The organism is Pseudomonas sp. CK-NBRI-02, assembly GCF_008124495.1.
GTDB classification, from domain to species: domain Bacteria; phylum Pseudomonadota; class Gammaproteobacteria; order Pseudomonadales; family Pseudomonadaceae; genus Aquipseudomonas; species Aquipseudomonas guariconensis.
The window spans coordinates 118,039-134,222 of the sequence record NZ_VSJH01000021.1; the positions used below are offsets into that span (position 1 = coordinate 118,039).

The following is a 16,184-nucleotide window of genomic DNA, read 5'->3' on the forward strand; positions in this document are numbered from 1 at the left end:
ATCTGCGACCCTCGCCTGCGCGGGATAATTCATTTGCCGTCACTGCAATGCTAGAGTCGCGTTCTTTTTTGTCTCGAGGATGGAAAAATGCGAGCACTCGTGCCGATGGTCGCCGCTCTGGTGTTGGTCGGTTGCGCCTCAGCCACCATGGAAGCTGCACGTGGCAACGCGCCGACCGCGCAACTCGACTCGCACAAGGCGCCGGAGATCGTCGCCCAATGCATTCAGTTCAGCTGGCAGGAAGAAGCGGCGTTCGGGGTCGATGCCAGCGGTTATCTGGAGTCACGCAAGCAAGGTGGTTTCACGGTCTATACCCGCGAAGCCGAGTCGTTCGCCGATATCTATCCGCAATCTGGCGGCACTCGTGTGGATTACTACGCGCAGAACAACGACACCATGGCCCTGCGCCGCCGCGCCGCGGCAGCGACCTGCCTATGATTCAACGGGGCATGTAGCGAAGCTGCCAGCGCCTAGGGATTTTCAGCGAAGCCAGGCCCAGCAAGGCTGCCAGCAGGGCGCTGGCGAGCAGGGCTAAGCGGTCGAATTGCTGTTCGAGCAGGACGCCCGCGATGGCGCCCAGGAGCATGCCACACCAGGGGATCAACTGCACCCGCCAACCCAGCTTGCGCTGGCCGAGCAGGGTGCGGCCCAGCCCACGCCCGAAGCGCGACAGGGCACCGGTGACATAGGTCAGGCCGATGGGCAGGCCGTTCACTTCCTCCACCACCGCATTGATCATGCCCATGGCCATGACTGCCGCCAGCAAGGCGGGCAGTTGAAGTAGCTCGGGCATCAGGCCGGCCAGGGCCAGCAAAGTGGCGATCAGGCTCAGCAAAGGCCAGGGACGACGGCCTGTCATTGCTGCAACGACCACGCCCAAGGCGTTGCCCAGAACGAACGCACCGATCACCAGCACCAGGCGCAGCACCGGGCCCAGCTCGGCGCTGCCCAGCGACACCGCCAGGCGTGTGGTGTTGCCACTCATGAACGAAACGAAATCGCCTGTGGCCATGAATCCGATCGCATCGGTCATGCCGGCCAGCACGGACAAGCCGGCGACGAAATAAAGGCCCACCGCGCCGCGGCGCTGCACGTGTCGATGGCAGTGACCATTAGCCGATTGGCTTCCTGGTAGCATCGTCGTTTCTCCGGTTCAGTTCAGGCGGGCTTGCAACCCGGCGATATGGGCTTGCAGGCGTTCGTGCTCGTCGCGTTCGGCTGTGATGTCTTCGAACACACTGATCAGATGCTCTGGTCGGCCGTCGGCGTGTCGCTGCAGCGAAGTGCGTGCGCGCACCCAGAGGTAGTGGCCTTCCTTGTGGCGCACGCGCTTTTCCACTTCGTAGCGGTTGATTTCGCCTGCCAGCATACGTTCGAGGAGCACCAGGTTGTCTGGCAGATCGTCGGGGTGCGTGAGCTGCTGGAAGGTCATGCCATATAGCTCCTGCTCGCTGTAGCCGAGCATTTCGCAGAAGGAGCTGTTGACCCGCTGCCAGCTGCCATCAGGGCCGATGTAGGCCAAGGCGCCCCAGGCCAGCTCGAAAATGGTGCGAAAGCGCTCCTCGCTCTGGCGCAGTTCCGCCTCGGCGACTTTGCGCTCGGTGTCGTCCATGCTGATGCCGACCATCTTCACCGAGCGCCCGGCGCTGTCCTGCAGCACGGTGGCGCGCGACGCGATCCAGCGTTGGCTGCCATCCGGGCGGGTAATGCGAAAATCGCACTCGCATGGAGTGCCGGTAGCCACCGCGCGGGTGTACATGGCATGCATCTGCTGGGCGTCTTCGGGCGCCACATGGGCCCAGAAGTCCTCGTTGCGCCGCACGGGCCAGCCATACACGGCCTCGACGTTGGGTGAATAGGTCACCTCATCGCTGACCAGGTTCCACTCCCAGGTGACAATTCGCGCGCCCTCCTGGGCCAGCTTCATACGCGTCTCGCTTTCCATGATTTCGGCGGTGTAGCGTCGGCGTAGATCGGTCATCGGCAGCTCCACCACCTCGGCGTGCTGCACGCTTTGCAGCGCTTCTTCGCCATAGCGCAGCCAGATCCAATTGACGTTGAGGAAGTCCGCCAGCTTACGCAGGTTGTCGTAGTCGATCTCGCCGCCCCGGGTCCACTTGTGCACGGCTGTGCGAGAGATGCCCAACGCAGTGCCTACAGCCTGTAGCGTCAGTTTGTGGTGTTCGAGCAGTTCCTTGAGGCGAAAGGCGAAGCTGTTTTCCGTCATGTTCAGGGTCCTGGCAGAAGCGCGAGCTGCGAGTATACCTGAGCTGTCAACTTGAAGTTGACGAGGTGCAAGCGTGCGTTCGAGCTGAAGGGCGCCTGCCGCTGAGGTACAGGGCAGGCGCTCAAGCTCTGGTCAGGAAAGAAAACCGCCGTCCACGTTGAGTGCAGTGCCGGTGGTGTAACTGGAGGCGTCGCTGGCCAGGTACAGCACCGCGCCGGCCATTTCGCCGGGATCGGCCACGCGCTTGAGGGGGATTTGCTGCAAGGCGGCATTGCGGATGGCGTCGTTCTTGACCAATGCCGAGGCGAACTTGGTATCGGTCAAGCCTGGCAGCAATGCGTTGCAACGAATGCCGAACTGCGCACACTCCTTGGCGAACACCTTGGTCATGTTGATGACTGCGGCCTTGGTCACCGAATAGATGCCTTGGAACAATCCGGGCGATACGCCATTGATCGAGGCGACGTTGATGATGCTGCCACCGCCGTGTTCACGCATCAGCTTGCCGGCCTCCACCGACATGAAGAAATATCCGCGAATATTCACATCCACGGTTTTCTGGAAGGCGCCGAGGTCGGTGTCCAGCACATTGCAAAACTGCGGATTGGTGGCCGCATTGTTGACCAGGATGTCCAGGCGTCCGAACTGTTCACGGATACTGGCGAACACCTGCTGGATCTGCTCCATTTCACCGATGTGGCAAGCCATGGCAGTGGCCTTGCCGCCAGCGGCGGTGATGGCGTCGGCGACCGCTTGGCAGCCCTCGAGCCTGCGGCTCGAGACGATCACATGGGCGCCTTGCTGGGCTAGCAGATGGGCGATGGCCTCACCGATGCCGCGGCTGGCGCCGGAGACGAAGGCGATTTTGCCGTCGAGGTCGAACAGCGTGGTCTTGGACATGCCGGATTTTCCTTGTTATCAGAGTGAGGACTTATCGATCACTTGCAGGGCCATGTGTTCCAGCAGCCGGTTCATGTGGATGAACTGGGCAAAGCGTTTGTCCTGGGTCTGGCCATGGTGGAAGCGGTAGTAGATCTGCTGGACGATTCCGGCCAGACGGAACAGGCCGTAGCAATAGTAGTAATCGAAATTGTCCAGGTGGATACCGGCGCGTTCTGCGTAGTAATCGACGAACTGGCGACGGGTCAGCATCCCAGGGGCATTGCTCGGCTGACGCCGCATCAGTTGCACCGGTGGTGGGTCGTTGGCCTCGATCCAGTAGGCCAGGCTGTTGCCCAAGTCCATCAACGGATCGCCCAGGGTGGTCATCTCCCAGTCCAGTACACCAATGATGCGCATGGGGTTCTCGGCATCGAGGATGACGTTGTCGAAGCGGTAGTCGTTATGCACGATGCCTGGACGTGGATGATCGGCGGGCATCTTGTCGTGCAGCCAGGCGATCACCTGTTTCCATAGCGGGGCATCCGGGGTCAGGGCTTTTTCGTAGCGGCTGGTCCAGCCTTCGATCTGACGCTGCACATACCCTTCTGGCTTGCCCAGGTCGGCCAGGCCGCATGCGGTGTAGTCGACCTGGTGCAATTCCACCAGGCGATCGATGAAACTTTTGCACAGCGCCTCTGTGCGGCTGGCATCCAGGCCCAGCGAAGGCGGAATGTCCGAACGCAGGATGACGCCCTTGACCCGCTCCATGACGTAGAACTCAGCGCCTATCAGCGACTCGTCTGTGCAGTGCACATAAGCTTTGGGGCAGTACGGGAAGCCATCGTTGAGCTGGTTGAGGATGCGGAACTCCCGCCCCATGTCATGGGCGGACTTGGCCTTGTGGCCGAACGGCGGACGACGCAGGACAAACTCTCGATCCGGGTAGGCGAGCAAATAGGTGAGATTCGACGCGCCGCCAGGGAACTGGCTGATCGAGGGCTTACCCTGCAAGCCTGCGATATGAGCTTTCAGATAGGGATCGATGACGGCCGCGTCGAGCTCTTCGCCGGGGCGTACCTGGGTGGATTGATCGGTGAGCGTCATGCGTTTTCCTTATTTTCCAGCGCAATAACTATTGGCTAATCTAATTTCGCTACGTCACTGGCACAAGCGTACCAAGGGGCTTATAGGCAAGGGTGTTGCCGCTCAATCACTCATCTTGATGGGCCTTGCATGGCCGCCGGCAAAAAAAAACCGAAGCCAGTTGGCCTCGGTTTTTCATCGGCAATCGCTCGAGCCACTCAGGCGGGGAACAGCTCGCTGAGTTTCATCGACAGCATCATGTCGCCTTCGACGCGCAGCTTGCCGCTCATGAAGGCCTGCATGCCATCGGTGTCACCGCTGACGATGCCTTTGAGGGTTTCACTGTCCATGACCAGGGTGCAGTTGGCGTCCGGGTTTTCGCCTTCCTGCAGGTTGCAGGTACCGTCCTTGACGATGAGTGCATAGTGCTTGTCTTCGTCGGTGATGTTGAAACCGAACACCAGGTCCAGGCCGGCGGCAGCGGATGGGTTGAACTTCTCTTGCATCTTCTTGACGGCATCAGCTACGGAGGTCATGGCGCATTCCTTATAGAGTGATATTCACGTCCCCGGCGGGGACAACAGGCCGGGCTCATCGATAGGTGACAAGCTCCGGCGTCCTCAACAGCTGCACGTGGGCTTGGCTGTTGAAGGAAGCCAGTGTCACGTCGTTGCCCCGAAATTTCAGGTGGCTGAGCGACGTGTTGATGATCTGCCAGTTCAGCGCGAAGGCTTGGCCGGGCGTGATCCGAGTAACCAGGTGGAGCAAAGCGGCGATGGTTCCGCCGGACGTAAAGATGGCAATGTTGTCGCCTCGGCTTGCGCTTTGGAGCACTCGAGCAAGGCCGCCCTGGACTCGGGCAGTGAACGCCTGCCACGTCTCCAGGCCATCGCTTTGGTGTTCGCCATCGTGCCAGCGTTGCACCATCAGCGCGAACAGGCGCTGGAACTCGCTGCGATGGGTCGTGCCGTTGCGCAGGATATGCAGCGCGTCGGGCTCTTGCGGCAGCAGGTCGGGAAGCAATGCACGGATAACGCCATCGGCATCGAACTCGTTGAACGCCGCGTCGGTCTCAATGGCCGGCGTCGAGCAGCCTTCGGCCTGCATGGCCTCAAGCGTAAGGCGCGCAGTGTCTTGCTGGCGGCGCAGGTCGCCGGCCAGGCACCGATCCAGACGCAGACCGAGCTGGGCAAGATGCTCTCCCAACGCGTGGCTCTGGCGTGCGCCGACGGGTGAGAGGACGTCGTAGTCATCGGCACCGAAGGAGGCTTGGCCATGTCGGATCAGGTAGATATTGCCCACGGAGAGGTCCGGTCCAAGGGAGTTGCTGCGAGGTTAGGATGCGACAGACAGGCTGTCAACGAAAAAACATACAAGCGTTTGAAAAGGTTGTTTGAACTATGTTGCCAGCGTTTTCCCCAGCTGGCAGCGCCTGTGACGCAACGGTATGCTTGATGCAGTTCGCGCCTTCAGGCGCTGGTCTATCAAGGAGTCAATGTGGAGTTTCTTGCCGAATACGCAAGCTTTCTCGCCAAAACCGCCACCCTGGTGATCGCCATCCTGGTGGTCTTGTCGGCCATTGCCGGCTTGCGGGGCAAGGGGCGGCGTAAATCGGGCGGGCATTTGCAGGTCACCCGTCTCAATGAGTTCTACAAGGAGTTGCGCGAACGCCTCGAAGCAGGCGTGTTCGACAAGGCCCAGCTCAAGGCGCTACGCAAGCAACAAGCCAAGACGGAAAAACAGCAAAAGAAGAGTAAGGCCGAAGAGAAAAGCCGTGTGTATGTCCTCGATTTCGATGGGGACATCAAAGCATCCGCCACCGAAAGCCTGCGCAACGAAATCACCGCGCTGCTGAGCCTTGCCACCCCCCGTGACGAGGTCGTGTTGCGTCTTGAGAGTGGTGGTGGTCTGGTGCACAGCTATGGTCTGGCTGCGTCGCAGCTGGCGCGCATCCGTCAGGCCGGCATTCCGCTCACCGTGTGCATCGACAAGGTTGCCGCCAGCGGCGGCTACATGATGGCCTGCATCGGCGAAAAGATCGTCAGCGCCCCCTTTGCCGTGCTCGGTTCGATCGGCGTGGTGGCTCAGCTGCCCAACGTCAATCGCCTGTTGAAGAAGCACGATATCGATTTTGAGGTGCTCACCGCCGGCGAGTACAAGCGCACGTTGACGGTGTTCGGCGAGAACACTGAAAAGGGCAGGGAGAAGTTCCAGGAAGACTTGGATATAACGCATCAGCTGTTCAAGGATTTCGTCTCCCGCTACCGCCCTCAGTTGCACATCGATGAGGTCGCCACAGGCGAAGTCTGGCTGGGTGTCGCCGCGCTGAACCGAAAACTGGTCGATGAGCTGCGCACCAGTGATGAATACCTGAGCGAGCGCGCCCGTGAAGCGAATCTGTTCCACTTGCGCTTTGCCGAGCGCAAGAGCTTGCAGGAGCGAATCGGCGTGGCGGCCAGCGGTACCGTAGAGAACACATTGGTCGGTCTCTGGAGTAAACTGAGCCGCCTGCGCTAACACCTTGAGCCCCTTGAATATTTTTTCTAATCAGGGGGTTGCAAGGATCAACGAATGTAGACATAATGGCGTCCATCGAAACGCAGCAAGCTTTAAAAAGCGCTGAAGTTTCAAGGAGATAGCGACGCGAAAGCAGCTAAATCCGAACTTTGAGGCCGAGTAGCAAAGTGGTTATGCTCCGGATTGCAAATCCGTCTACGCCGGTTCGATTCCGACCTCGGCCTCCACCATTCAAAAGCCCCGCAGATTAACGTCTGCGGGGTTTTTATTTGCGCGCAAAAAATATCGAAGCCCTAGAAAAATCACACCAGTCCCAAACCTCCTCATTTGAAGGTTTGGCAATGGCCCGACGCTTCAACGTATCGACGGGTGTGCTGGCCAGCCAGGTACTCCGGGCGCATGGAAGCCTTGTTCCAGATTTCGTCTGCCGCATAGAAGTCGCGAGCCTTTTTCTGATTGCGACGCACTAACAGCGCGGCTTGTAGGTCGCAAAAGTCCATGGCGCTCCCCTTGGTTGATGCACGAGGGCGGGAACTAGGATGTCTTTATGTGCCCGAAGTCTGACGCTTAAGCCGTAGAACCCCGAGCAACTGCTCAGCCCTTGGCGTGATGTTTGCTGTTGGTGTTTCGTCCCAGGCAGTGATCACAAGTAGTTCATAATGAATGTGACCTCGCTGTTGGCGGAGCCGGCGCTCATCCCTTTATCATATTGACCAGCATCAGCATTCGGTAGTGTACGGATATATTTTGCATTCAAAGGTAAGGAAAAGCTTCCGCCGTCGCTTGAATATTCGTTAAACACATAGGTTGTGTCTAGTTGTATGGGGGTGTAGTGATCGTCTAGTAATTGAAGGGCAATGCCTTTGGCGGTAGAGCTGTTATTTAGCTTTATAATGCCGAGTGCGCTATTCACCGCCGGGGAATCTGCAGTGGCGGATAAGCTGTAGTTGACTTTCTGGATCCCGCTTGGGCAATTATTGAGTTTTATATAAAATTTTTTGGGCGGGGTGGAGTTTCCGTTGCTCGAGAAAGTGCTTAGATTGTGTTCGCCCATATCTACAGCAATGTTCGGTGTCTCGCATGATTGGAGTATGATGGATGAGCTTTTATCAGTAATCATTGCCAGGGGCCTTACAGTTGCTGACTCGACCTGAATAAAACCCAGGGTTCCGGCCGGTATGGTTGCGCCTGGTGATATACTGCCTGTTTTAATTATGCGTAGGGCATTTGTTGTGGTGTTGAATCCATATCCGCCCGGATTCCTAGTGCTTCCGCCGCCGAATCCTATATAGGGTGAGCCTTGGTATATCCATTGCCAGGACAGTCCTGTATTACCAATCGGGAAATAGGATGTCGTTGCGGAATCGCTTCCTACATTGTTTTTTATTCCTGTTGTGAATGTAGTGGAGCATGTGTATGAGGCGTTTCCATAGAAGGTTTGCGGTGGGGACTCATAGATAATGGTGTTGTTTGCTGCGTCCCTGGGGATGGATAGGCTTGAAGGAATACTTATCGATATTTGTTTTTGCGAGTGCCCTTCAAAAAAGTTGCAGGCTGCAAATGAAGACGGTGGTGAAATTATTAGTAAGGCCCAAGTGGCCAAGAGTCTGAGGGACTTCATTATTTGCCAAACCTCTCAGGGTGTTTTCAATTAAATGCTAGGTGCTCGGTTTTTAAGCGAAGGTAAAGCGTTCTCCAGCGCTGGGCTGATGAGCTAGGTTGTATGGCGTACTCTAGGCGGCGTAGCAGGTTACAAAGTTTGCTTGGTTATTAAGCGTTGTATATTGGCTCGATGAATGAATCGTCTAAGTTATGCTGTGTCCGCCCTCAGCTTAATCAGACAATTCTGATAAAGCCGCTACTGTGTGTCGCCCGTGGCTTGCTCATCTATCTACGGTGCCGTTACCTGCGTGCTGCATGCCGCGTTGTAATGTGCTCGGGGCGTCGAATGGAAGGCGCTCCCGAGAGTTGGATGCGGCCCTGGCCGCGTTCGGCGCTACCGAATCGGAGAGATTGAGATGTTGGATCCGGAGCAGGCGAAGCTCTACCAGGTGCGGGTTAGTCTGATTCTCCACTACGGAGATGATGTGTGGAGGTTATTTGATTAGTGATGAAGGGGAGGATGTGGCCACTGAGGCTGGTCGGTATCGCCTTCAGATGATCTAGACCTGTCAGCTGATCGTAAGGCAACAAAAAGCCCGCTCCATGGCGGGCTCTCTGTGACGGGTGCTGATCCTTCAACTGCGTAGGATTGTAGGGCCAGTGGGTGACGGAATGCTAGAAAAAAGGCCCGCCGGAGCGGGCTGAATGTCCCAACATGAACAAAGTTGACTTTACAGTCAGCTTTGTGAAGAAATCGTGAAAGTGCGCGTTCAAACCATCCCCTTGGAAATCCGCTAGTCGTGCTGTGCTACCTTCGTGGATTGGTGTCCTTTCGATGTTGATTGCTAGAATCCCTTAGTCACTAGGGATCTATCGTAAATGTATCGACTTCCTGTCCTCGTTTGTTCTGCCGTGCTCGTTACGCTGGCTGGGTGCGCATCGCCAGGTCAGCCAACTGGCACCAAGCTAACCAGCAAAACCCCCGAGGCATACGCAGCATGCGTTCTGCCAAAATGGCAGGCCATGGCGCCGCTCACCACTCAAAAATCCATCTCCAATGGTTACCGCATCACAGCGCCCAGCGCAGTGACTTCCGATGATGTGCTTGAGATCGTCAAGTACCATGAGGGAAGCCGCGCAACGTTCTACAAAGGCAGTTTCCTGTCGACCGATAAGCTGCGCACAGCGGCACGAGAGTGTCTGGATTGATGCCCCAAGTCACAGCATTGTGCACCAATGCAAAACCCCGGCACTGCGCCGGGGTTTCTGTAGACGGGGCCAAGTCCCTTTGGCTCGATCGATAATGATCACGTTGCGTGACAAGGGTGTGACAGACTCCCCAGTGGTTACCAATGCATTGATGGCTACTAACGCGCACCACCCTCGCCACCCATATGGCGATGTCACGGCATCGGGTTCATAGTTTGGATACGTCAGTTGTGGGCGCGTCGGCTGGTGTCTCGTCGGTGCTGACCACCTTTGTGGGCAGGGTGGAGAAGGTCACCGCATATTTGCCGAGGTCTTTTTCCTGACGCTGGAAATTGATCGACACTTTTTCGCCTTGCCACGAAAGCACTTCGGCCAAATAGGAGGCCCCGGAAGTCATCTTGATCCAATGGCTATCCTGCTTTGTGGGTTGGCCGAATTGCTCGGTCAGCAGGTCCGTTACCAGATTCAAGCTATTGGCATTGCCACTGAAGACCAGTTCCTGCACCCGGCCACCTGCCAACGTGGCGACCAGCTCGTAGCCTGGGGAAATGGGCAGGTATGGCAAGCCTCGGACCTCGAAGCGGTTCGGGTCGGCGGTAGCGACCCGGCAGGGTTTGTCTGGCCTGGCAACATCGGCGGGGCAGGGAGCAACTTGATTGAGGAAGTCGCCCTGAAGATCGATACCCAGAAACGAGGTCGGCTCCAGTTCCCATGCAGGGCTGTTCTGCTGTGCGTTCGTCCACAGAGGAAGCATGGCGAGCAGGCCCGCCGAAACAGTTAAAAGAGGTAGAGGCTTCATGGAGTCCATTCTTCGAAGAAGATTCAACAAGGGGTGTAGATTACCCACATGCACAGCACATTCAATGCTGTCAATAGGCCTGCTTCGCAGGTGCCCTGCGGAAAAGGAGCAAAACGTTTCTGAAAAGTTCCATACGAAGCGAAAGGGTGTGACGTAGGTCACGTTTTAGGCGTGGTCGCGCGATGGATCAGAAAAAGAAAACCCGCCAGGAAGGCGGGTTGAAAGAACGTACGAAGCAGTCTCAGTGTGCCCAGTCGATTGTCAGAAATTCGTGAAGCGCCTGTTCACAGACTGTCGATGACTCTCAAAAATGGGTCAGTTCAAGGCGACTGATCACGCAAACCGAGCCGTCTTCAACGGGCGTTGAGTCGGTAAAGTCAATCTGGTTGTACACGCCGCCGTGGAAGTTAAAGTTCCTTGCGTTCCATGTGCTCGCCAACTGAAGTGCTGGAGAGCGGCCTGTACGGCCATTGCAGGTTGCGCTGAGGATGACTACGCCGCTGGATGAAACTTCGATGATGATCTCGAACGGTGTTCCCAGCGGCACCTCGGTCAGAAGGGTGGTCGTGGGTGCGGTTGCCTGGTTGAATTCGGAGCGAAAGCCGTAAGTGAGCTTGCCTTTGTTCCAGAACACTTTGATGGGTGGGCTGTCATCGTCCTTTACGTGCAGTTGTGAAATCACCACTTTTTGTAACGAGTTGACCTTCTGCAGCGTGAACGTTTGGTGGTTACGGTGGGTAGCGGCGCTGCCCAAGCCCCAATAGACAGGTTCCTTCCATTCGCAACGGGTACGGTGTGTGCTTTTGCTGGCCGCGCCCTTGGTAGGGGCGTTCAGGCGAATGGAACCATCGGGCAATCGCGCGACAAACTCACTCAACGTAGCCAGGGCAACGGCACCGGTGACTTCCAGGGCCACGGGGTTGGTTTCTGATTTAGGGGCAGGCGTGGTGATGATCAGGTTGTCGATGTTCACAGTCATGCGGGTTCTCCTTGATGAAAACACAGGTCCACATAGTTGCGAGCATCGAAGCAGGGCATATGGTTCCCACAAAGATTGCGCCGGGAGACCGAATGGGCAAAAAAAGCCCGCCAAGGTGGCGGGCAAGAACGTTTGAAGGGAGAGATTGGAGACTAGCGGTTGAGCGGTTAAGCCAGCGTTAAGCTGTCAACAATTGACCGCGACTGTTGATCGGCCTATACAGGCCTGTTTTGACCTTGGGAGCCCAGCCATGCACGACGAAGACGACCTGCACGAACCCGAGCACGATCATCTGCTCGACCACGAGTTTCTGGAGGAGGATGTCGATCCGGAAGCCGACGCTCATGGAGTGCTGGACGAAGCCGAGGAAGATGAAGAGCTTCGGGATGACTTCGATGACGAGGAGCATCCCGCCTGGCACGACGACATCGACGATTGAGTCGTCGTGCCAGTGTTGTGGCCGTCAGCGACGGTCCAGGGAGAAGCGTCCTGCGCCGCTCACCGCCAGTAGCAACAGCCCGCCGACGATGCTCATGTTTTTAAGGAACTGGGTCATGTTGGCGCTGCGCTCCGGGTCGACCATGTTCCAGTATGGATGCCCGATCAATGCAGTGCCCAGAACGAACAACGCGAACAGGAAGGCCAGCGGGCGCGTATAGAAGCCCAGGATCAGCAGGATGCCAACGGCGAACTCCATGATCACTGCAATGGCCGCCGCGAGCATGGGCGCAGGGGCTCCGAGGGAGCTCATGTAATTGACCGTGCCTTCAAAGCCGGTCAGTTTGCTCCAACCGGACAGGATGAAAAGGATCATCAGCAATACACGGGCGAGCAGGATGATGATGTCGCGTTGACCATCGAAGAGGGAGTAGCGCATGGTGGCATTCCAGTGAGCGGGGACATGTTCCACTGTAGCAGTCGGTACACGTTCTGCTGGGCATGAAAAAGGCGCCGCAAGGGCGCCTTTTCAGAAGGAGATGGTGCGAGTGGCGGGACTCGAACCCGCAAGGCTCACGCCGACAGATTTTAAGTCTGCTGTGTATACCAATTCCACCACACTCGCACGCTTGAAAGGGTCGTCACGACCGGCGCGCTTCAAGGCAGAAGGGCCTGACAATCAAGCGCGCTTTATAACCCACCGTTATAGACAAGTCAACCGCACCTGCCGTTTCAGGGGGTTAATGCGTGGGCGATCTGACGCAGCGTGCAGGCAGAGGATTTCAGGCCCTGGGTATGGCTATCCATTGCCTGGGCATCGTGACCGTGCACACGATGGCGAAGGTATCGGGCGTGTCCGGAAAGCCCGCGGCAGACAACTTCCAATTCGTTGGCGGTGCGTTGGAGATCATCTTGCAGGCGCTGCATGCGCAAATTGACGAGCATCTTCGTTCCTGGCTTTGCAAAGGCCGGAGCACTATAGGCCAAGGGCTATCTTGCTGTCATTGAGCCTTGCAAGTCCGTGCTCAGGCCCAACGCGTTGCAACTCTTTGCTGGCCGAACGGGAACCATGACGCGTCCAGGCTTGTCTGTGGCTTACATGGGTGCCGGTCTTTTGACTACGCTCAGTGGATGGCCCTGGTAGTGCCTGCGGAGTCTGCATGGTTTCCAATGAGCGTTCCGATCAGCCGCAAATGCCGCCCAACCGTTATGAGCAGCTGGTTCAATCGGTGGTGGACTATGCCATCTATATGCTCGACCTGTCGGGCACGGTGGTGTCCTGGAACCCAGGCGCCGAACGTATCAAGGGCTACCGTGCCGAGGAAGTGATCGGCCAGCATTTTTCGCTGTTCTTCACCGACCAGGACCGGGCCGAAGGCCGTCCGGAGCATTTGTTGCACCAGGCTTTGGAACAGGGTGTGGCGCAGGATGAAGGCTGGCGCGTGCGCAAGGACGGCACGCAATTCTGGGCCCTGGCAGCACTGGATGTGGTAAGGGACGAAACGGGGCAGGTCATCGGACTGGCCAAAGTTACCCGGGACATCACCGACCGACGTGAGTCGGCCCTGCAATTGGATGCCATCCGCGCCCAGCTATTCCAAGCCCAGAAACTCGAGGCCCTGGGGCAACTCACCGGTGGCCTGGCCCATGACTTCAACAACCTGTTGACCATCATTCTCGGGGCCGCCCGGCTCGCCATGAGTAGCGATGATTTGCAGCGTATCCGCCGGCTGCTTGAACACGTTGTCGATGCCGGGGAACGGGGCACGCAATTGACCCGGCAACTGCTGACGTTCGCCCGTCATCGCCAATTGACCGCGGCGCGTATCGCCCCCGCTGAACTGATCGAGGCCACGCGTGGTCTTCTGCAGCATGGACTGACCCAAGGCATCGTGCTTGAGGAATACCTGCAGCCGGACCTGCCATCGATTGAAGCGGACGCGGGGCAACTGCAGATGGTCTTGCTCAACCTGTTGCTCAATGCCCGTGATGCCATTGACGGCGAGGGACGCATTCGTCTTGCCGTCACCTGTGTCGAGCTGTCCGGCGAGGTGGAGGGGCTGCGAGGACGTTTTGTGCGGTTCGATGTGCAGGACACAGGCCAAGGCATCGATCCGAAGGTGCTGCCGCGAATCTTCGAGCCTTTTTTCACCACCAAGCCCTTCGGCCGGGGCACTGGTCTGGGACTGAGCCAGGTCTATGGCTTTGCCAGGCAGTGCAACGGTGCTATCTGCGTGGACAGCCGGTTAGGCGAGGGTACCTGCATGAGTCTGTACCTGCCCGCATGCCCGGACGTCACCGACCCTGGGTCTCAATGAGTAACCACCATGGCAGAATCACTCAAGCGATTGGCGACAGGCATCGATGGACTGGACGTGCTCCTCAAAGGCGGCCTGATCGCCGGGGCCTCCTATATCGTCCAGGGACCGCCGGGTGCGGGCAAGACCATTCTGGCCAACCAGCTGGCATGCAATCATGTGCGCAGCGGCGGTCGCGTGTTGGTGGCGACCTTGCTCAGCGAGTCCCACGAGAGGTTGTTTCAATACTTGTCGACGCTGGACTTCTTCGATCCTGCGCTGGTCGGCGACCCAATCCAGTTCGTCAGTGCCTTCGATACCTTGGAGCAGGAAGGGCTCGATGCGGTGGTCAGGTTGTTACGCCAGGAGATCGCTCGTCAGCAGGCCAGCCTGCTCATCGTCGATGGGCTGCTCAACGCTCGGGTCCGTGCGGAAACCAGCCTCGATACCAAGAAGTTCGTCTCCGAACTGCAGGGGCACGCCGCCTTTGCCGGATGTACCGTGCTGTTGTTGACCAGCGCCCGACTGCAAGAGGGCAGTCCAGAGCACACCATGGTCGATGGGGTGATCGAGTTGGGCGAACAACTGCTAGGCAGCCGGGCGGTGCGCCAGGTCCAGTTGCGCAAGACGCGTGGCAGTGGCGCACTTTCCGGGCTGCATGAGTGCCTGATCGACCAGGCCGGTCTGCAGGTGTTTCCTCGCCTGGAAGCGCTATACAGCCACCCCAGCCAGACGGGAAGCGATACGCTGACGCGGGTCGGTACCGGTATCGCCACGTTGGACGAAATGCTCGGCGGTGGTGTGGCCAAGGGCTCGGTCAGCCTGGTCATGGGGCCTTCGGGGATCGGCAAGACATCGTTAGGCCTGGCGTTCCTCGGGCCCTGCACTCCCCAGGCCCCGGGCCTGCACTTTGGCTTCTACGAAACACCGGCCCGGCTGCGCCTGAAGGCCGCTGCGCTGGGGCATGACCTCGCCAAGCGTGAACGCGAAGGCAGCCTGGCGTTCTGTTGGCAAACCACCACCGAAGGGCTATTGGACCAGCTTGGCGGATACTTGCTCGAGCGTGTCGAGACACTGGGCGCCCAGCGGGTGGTGATCGACAGCCTGGGCGCGTTCAGTCGCCTGGCGTTCGACCCTGCCCGGCTCAATGCCTTCTTCCGTGCCCTGACCGGCGAGTTGCGTGCCCGTGACGTCAGCGTGCTGCTGACCTGGGAGATGCGCGATATCTTCGGCTCGGAGATCACTGCACCAGCGCCAGATCTTTCGAGCCTCGTCGACAACCTGCTCTTGATGCGTTTCGTCGAACTGGATTCGCAGCTGCGGCGCATGGTCTCGGTGCTCAAGGTGCGCGATAGCCATCATGACCCGGCGCTGCACGAGCTGTGCATCGGTCCTCAGGGAATTGTTTTGCGCAAGGCCTTCAAAGGTGCATGCGGCGTGTTGAGCGGCACGCCCGTGCCCCAGGGGAGCGACTGATGGAATAGGACGATGAACACGATCCTGATCGTCGACGATGAATACCTGATAGCCGATATCCTCGGATTCGCGTTGGAGGATGAAGGCTTTCTGGTGGAGAAGGCGAGCAATGGCCGCAAGGCTTTGGAGGCGCTCAAGGAAAAGCGGGTAGAGTTGGTGATCACCGACTACATGATGCCGCTGCTCAACGGCGAGGAACTGGTCAAGGCGATCCGCGATGAACTGCAGCTACCTGACCTGCCAGTGATTCTCATGAGCGGCGCACAGGCCAACCAGGGACGCATTTGCCCCGAGTTGTTCGTTGCGGTTTTCGACAAACCCTTCGACATGGACAGGATGATCGCCAAGGTGCGGGAACTGCTAGACACCTGAGGCGTGGCCGCCCGCGTGAGCGGGCTGAACGGTCAAGCGCGTCCGTGCGACTTGAAGCAAGGTTGTTCAGTGCTGGTCGTCGTTCTTCTCCGGAGCAGGGTTGCCGGCCTGGATACGCTTGAAGATCTCTTCACGATGAACCTGTACATCCTTTGGCGCATCGATGCCGATCCTCACTTGCATCCCTTTGACTCCCAGAATGGTTACTTTGATGTCATCGTCGATGACGATGCTTTCGCCAACCTTGCGGGTGAGTATCAGCATGTAGTTCTCCTTGGTAATGATGAAATCCGCGCGGCCATT

The 16,184-nt window shown here is 58.0% G+C and carries 19 protein-coding genes and 2 tRNA genes; 8 read left to right on the forward strand and 13 right to left on the reverse strand.

The genetic code is table 11. The features are described from left to right. Positions 1–87: 87 nt before the first annotated feature. Complete coding sequence (locus tag DQ397_RS15425; RefSeq protein WP_043211700.1) at positions 88–438, forward strand: hypothetical protein; 351 nt, start codon at positions 88–90, stop codon at positions 436–438. Position 439: 1 nt separating this feature from the next. Here the strand turns inward: DQ397_RS15425 and DQ397_RS15430 are convergent, their stop codons facing one another. The 6 genes from DQ397_RS15430 to DQ397_RS15455 all read right to left on the reverse strand — a co-directional run bounded on the left by DQ397_RS15430 (position 440) and on the right by DQ397_RS15455 (position 5,494). Next, entirely contained in the window at positions 440–1,138 is a 699-nt protein-coding gene (locus DQ397_RS15430; protein ID WP_043211703.1) for a YoaK family protein, read from the reverse strand. A gap of 15 nt (positions 1,139–1,153) precedes the next feature. Continuing rightward, the gene (locus DQ397_RS15435; protein ID WP_043211706.1) at positions 1,154–2,227 is read right to left on the reverse strand and encodes a helix-turn-helix transcriptional regulator; all 1,074 of its coding nucleotides are present in this window, start codon (positions 2,225–2,227) and stop codon (positions 1,154–1,156) included. 132 nt (positions 2,228–2,359) lie between these two features. Next, on the reverse strand, positions 2,360–3,127 hold the full coding sequence (locus DQ397_RS15440) for an SDR family oxidoreductase (RefSeq protein WP_043211707.1): 768 nt from the start codon (positions 3,125–3,127) through the stop codon (positions 2,360–2,362). Positions 3,128–3,145: 18 nt separating this feature from the next. Then, entirely contained in the window at positions 3,146–4,213 is a 1,068-nt protein-coding gene (locus tag DQ397_RS15445) for a phosphotransferase family protein (protein ID WP_043211709.1), read from the reverse strand. Between the two features lie 197 nt (positions 4,214–4,410). Then, positions 4,411–4,728 (reverse strand): SCP2 sterol-binding domain-containing protein, encoded by a 318-nt coding sequence (locus DQ397_RS15450; RefSeq protein WP_043211712.1) that lies wholly within the window; start codon positions 4,726–4,728, stop codon positions 4,411–4,413. 55 nt (positions 4,729–4,783) lie between these two features. After that, entirely contained in the window at positions 4,784–5,494 is a 711-nt protein-coding gene (locus DQ397_RS15455; RefSeq protein ID WP_043211714.1) for a histidine phosphatase family protein, read from the reverse strand. Between the two features lie 195 nt (positions 5,495–5,689). Here DQ397_RS15455 and sohB point away from each other — a divergent pair, with 195 nt between their 5' ends. Then, complete coding sequence (gene sohB / locus DQ397_RS15460) at positions 5,690–6,709, forward strand: protease SohB (RefSeq protein WP_043211716.1); 1,020 nt, start codon at positions 5,690–5,692, stop codon at positions 6,707–6,709. A gap of 153 nt (positions 6,710–6,862) precedes the next feature. Further along, positions 6,863–6,936 (forward strand) — tRNA-Cys (locus tag DQ397_RS15465). A gap of 416 nt (positions 6,937–7,352) precedes the next feature. Here DQ397_RS15465 and DQ397_RS24760 read toward each other — a convergent pair. Next, positions 7,353–8,330, reverse strand: a complete 978-nt coding sequence (locus tag DQ397_RS24760) for a fimbrial protein (RefSeq protein ID WP_080642106.1) — start codon at positions 8,328–8,330, stop codon at positions 7,353–7,355. Between the two features lie 860 nt (positions 8,331–9,190). Between DQ397_RS24760 and DQ397_RS15480 the strand changes: the two genes are divergently transcribed. Further along, positions 9,191–9,520, forward strand: coding sequence for a hypothetical protein (locus DQ397_RS15480; protein ID WP_070575557.1), 330 nt, complete (start codon positions 9,191–9,193; stop codon positions 9,518–9,520). A 208-nt stretch (positions 9,521–9,728) separates the two neighbouring features. Here DQ397_RS15480 and DQ397_RS15485 read toward each other — a convergent pair whose 3' ends face one another. Together DQ397_RS15485 and DQ397_RS15490 are read right to left on the reverse strand one after the other, a co-directional pair. Then, positions 9,729–10,319 carry a hypothetical protein gene (locus DQ397_RS15485; RefSeq protein ID WP_139205749.1) on the reverse strand — a complete coding sequence of 197 codons (591 nt, stop codon included), beginning with the start codon at positions 10,317–10,319 and terminating at the stop codon, positions 9,729–9,731. A gap of 304 nt (positions 10,320–10,623) precedes the next feature. Beyond that, on the reverse strand, positions 10,624–11,298 hold the full coding sequence (locus tag DQ397_RS15490) for a polysaccharide lyase family 7 protein (protein WP_043211721.1): 675 nt from the start codon (positions 11,296–11,298) through the stop codon (positions 10,624–10,626). A 250-nt stretch (positions 11,299–11,548) separates the two neighbouring features. Here DQ397_RS15490 and DQ397_RS15495 point away from each other — a divergent pair, with 250 nt between their 5' ends. Continuing rightward, a complete protein-coding gene (locus DQ397_RS15495) occupies positions 11,549–11,737 on the forward strand; it encodes a hypothetical protein (RefSeq protein WP_043211724.1) in 189 nt (62 codons plus the stop codon). 24 nt (positions 11,738–11,761) lie between these two features. Here DQ397_RS15495 and DQ397_RS15500 read toward each other — a convergent pair whose 3' ends face one another. The 3 genes from DQ397_RS15500 to DQ397_RS15510 all read right to left on the reverse strand — a co-directional run bounded on the left by DQ397_RS15500 (position 11,762) and on the right by DQ397_RS15510 (position 12,681). Beyond that, positions 11,762–12,175: a DoxX family protein gene (locus DQ397_RS15500; RefSeq protein ID WP_043211726.1), complete on the reverse strand. Its 414-nt coding sequence runs from the start codon at positions 12,173–12,175 to the stop codon at positions 11,762–11,764. Positions 12,176–12,276: 101 nt separating this feature from the next. After that, positions 12,277–12,361: transfer RNA gene (locus DQ397_RS15505), tRNA-Leu, on the reverse strand. Positions 12,362–12,468: 107 nt separating this feature from the next. Next, positions 12,469–12,681: a hypothetical protein gene (locus DQ397_RS15510; protein WP_052352467.1), complete on the reverse strand. Its 213-nt coding sequence runs from the start codon at positions 12,679–12,681 to the stop codon at positions 12,469–12,471. A 215-nt stretch (positions 12,682–12,896) separates the two neighbouring features. Between DQ397_RS15510 and DQ397_RS15515 the strand changes: the two genes are divergently transcribed. Genes DQ397_RS15515 through DQ397_RS15525 form a run of 3 tightly spaced genes read left to right on the forward strand, consistent with a single transcriptional unit; the run spans position 12,897 to position 15,881 of the window. After that, a complete protein-coding gene (locus DQ397_RS15515; RefSeq protein ID WP_043211728.1) occupies positions 12,897–14,054 on the forward strand; it encodes a nitrogen regulation protein NR(II) in 1,158 nt (385 codons plus the stop codon). Between the two features lie 9 nt (positions 14,055–14,063). Further along, entirely contained in the window at positions 14,064–15,509 is a 1,446-nt protein-coding gene (locus DQ397_RS15520; RefSeq protein WP_043211731.1) for an ATPase domain-containing protein, read from the forward strand. A 12-nt stretch (positions 15,510–15,521) separates the two neighbouring features. Further along, complete coding sequence (locus DQ397_RS15525) at positions 15,522–15,881, forward strand: response regulator (protein ID WP_043211733.1); 360 nt, start codon at positions 15,522–15,524, stop codon at positions 15,879–15,881. A 66-nt stretch (positions 15,882–15,947) separates the two neighbouring features. Here the strand turns inward: DQ397_RS15525 and csrA are convergent, their stop codons facing one another. After that, positions 15,948–16,145, reverse strand: coding sequence for a carbon storage regulator CsrA (gene csrA / locus DQ397_RS15530; RefSeq protein ID WP_043211735.1), 198 nt, complete (start codon positions 16,143–16,145; stop codon positions 15,948–15,950). Positions 16,146–16,184 lie beyond the last annotated feature (39 nt).

What these genes read in the sequence shown, in the direction of transcription:
- csrA (WP_043211735.1), bottom strand. Translation starts at nt 16,145, where the DNA reads ATGCTGATACTCACCCGCAAGGTTGGCGAAAGCATCGTCATCGACGAT.
- DQ397_RS15500 (WP_043211726.1), bottom strand. Translation starts at nt 12,175, where the DNA reads ATGCGCTACTCCCTCTTCGATGGTCAACGCGACATCATCATCCTGCTC.
- DQ397_RS15480 (WP_070575557.1), top strand. Translation starts at nt 9,191, where the DNA reads ATGTATCGACTTCCTGTCCTCGTTTGTTCTGCCGTGCTCGTTACGCTG.
- DQ397_RS15520 (WP_043211731.1), top strand. Translation starts at nt 14,064, where the DNA reads ATGGCAGAATCACTCAAGCGATTGGCGACAGGCATCGATGGACTGGAC.
- DQ397_RS15515 (WP_043211728.1), top strand. Translation starts at nt 12,897, where the DNA reads ATGGTTTCCAATGAGCGTTCCGATCAGCCGCAAATGCCGCCCAACCGT.
- DQ397_RS15435 (WP_043211706.1), bottom strand. Translation starts at nt 2,227, where the DNA reads ATGACGGAAAACAGCTTCGCCTTTCGCCTCAAGGAACTGCTCGAACAC.
- DQ397_RS15440 (WP_043211707.1), bottom strand. Translation starts at nt 3,127, where the DNA reads ATGTCCAAGACCACGCTGTTCGACCTCGACGGCAAAATCGCCTTCGTC.
- DQ397_RS15430 (WP_043211703.1), bottom strand. Translation starts at nt 1,138, where the DNA reads ATGCTACCAGGAAGCCAATCGGCTAATGGTCACTGCCATCGACACGTG.
- DQ397_RS15490 (WP_043211721.1), bottom strand. Translation starts at nt 11,298, where the DNA reads ATGACTGTGAACATCGACAACCTGATCATCACCACGCCTGCCCCTAAA.
- DQ397_RS15425 (WP_043211700.1), top strand. Translation starts at nt 88, where the DNA reads ATGCGAGCACTCGTGCCGATGGTCGCCGCTCTGGTGTTGGTCGGTTGC.
- DQ397_RS15485 (WP_139205749.1), bottom strand. Translation starts at nt 10,319, where the DNA reads ATGAAGCCTCTACCTCTTTTAACTGTTTCGGCGGGCCTGCTCGCCATG.
- DQ397_RS15445 (WP_043211709.1), bottom strand. Translation starts at nt 4,213, where the DNA reads ATGACGCTCACCGATCAATCCACCCAGGTACGCCCCGGCGAAGAGCTC.
- DQ397_RS24760 (WP_080642106.1), bottom strand. Translation starts at nt 8,330, where the DNA reads ATGAAGTCCCTCAGACTCTTGGCCACTTGGGCCTTACTAATAATTTCA.
- DQ397_RS15450 (WP_043211712.1), bottom strand. Translation starts at nt 4,728, where the DNA reads ATGACCTCCGTAGCTGATGCCGTCAAGAAGATGCAAGAGAAGTTCAAC.
- DQ397_RS15510 (WP_052352467.1), bottom strand. Translation starts at nt 12,681, where the DNA reads ATGCTCGTCAATTTGCGCATGCAGCGCCTGCAAGATGATCTCCAACGC.
- DQ397_RS15525 (WP_043211733.1), top strand. Translation starts at nt 15,522, where the DNA reads ATGAACACGATCCTGATCGTCGACGATGAATACCTGATAGCCGATATC.
- DQ397_RS15495 (WP_043211724.1), top strand. Translation starts at nt 11,549, where the DNA reads ATGCACGACGAAGACGACCTGCACGAACCCGAGCACGATCATCTGCTC.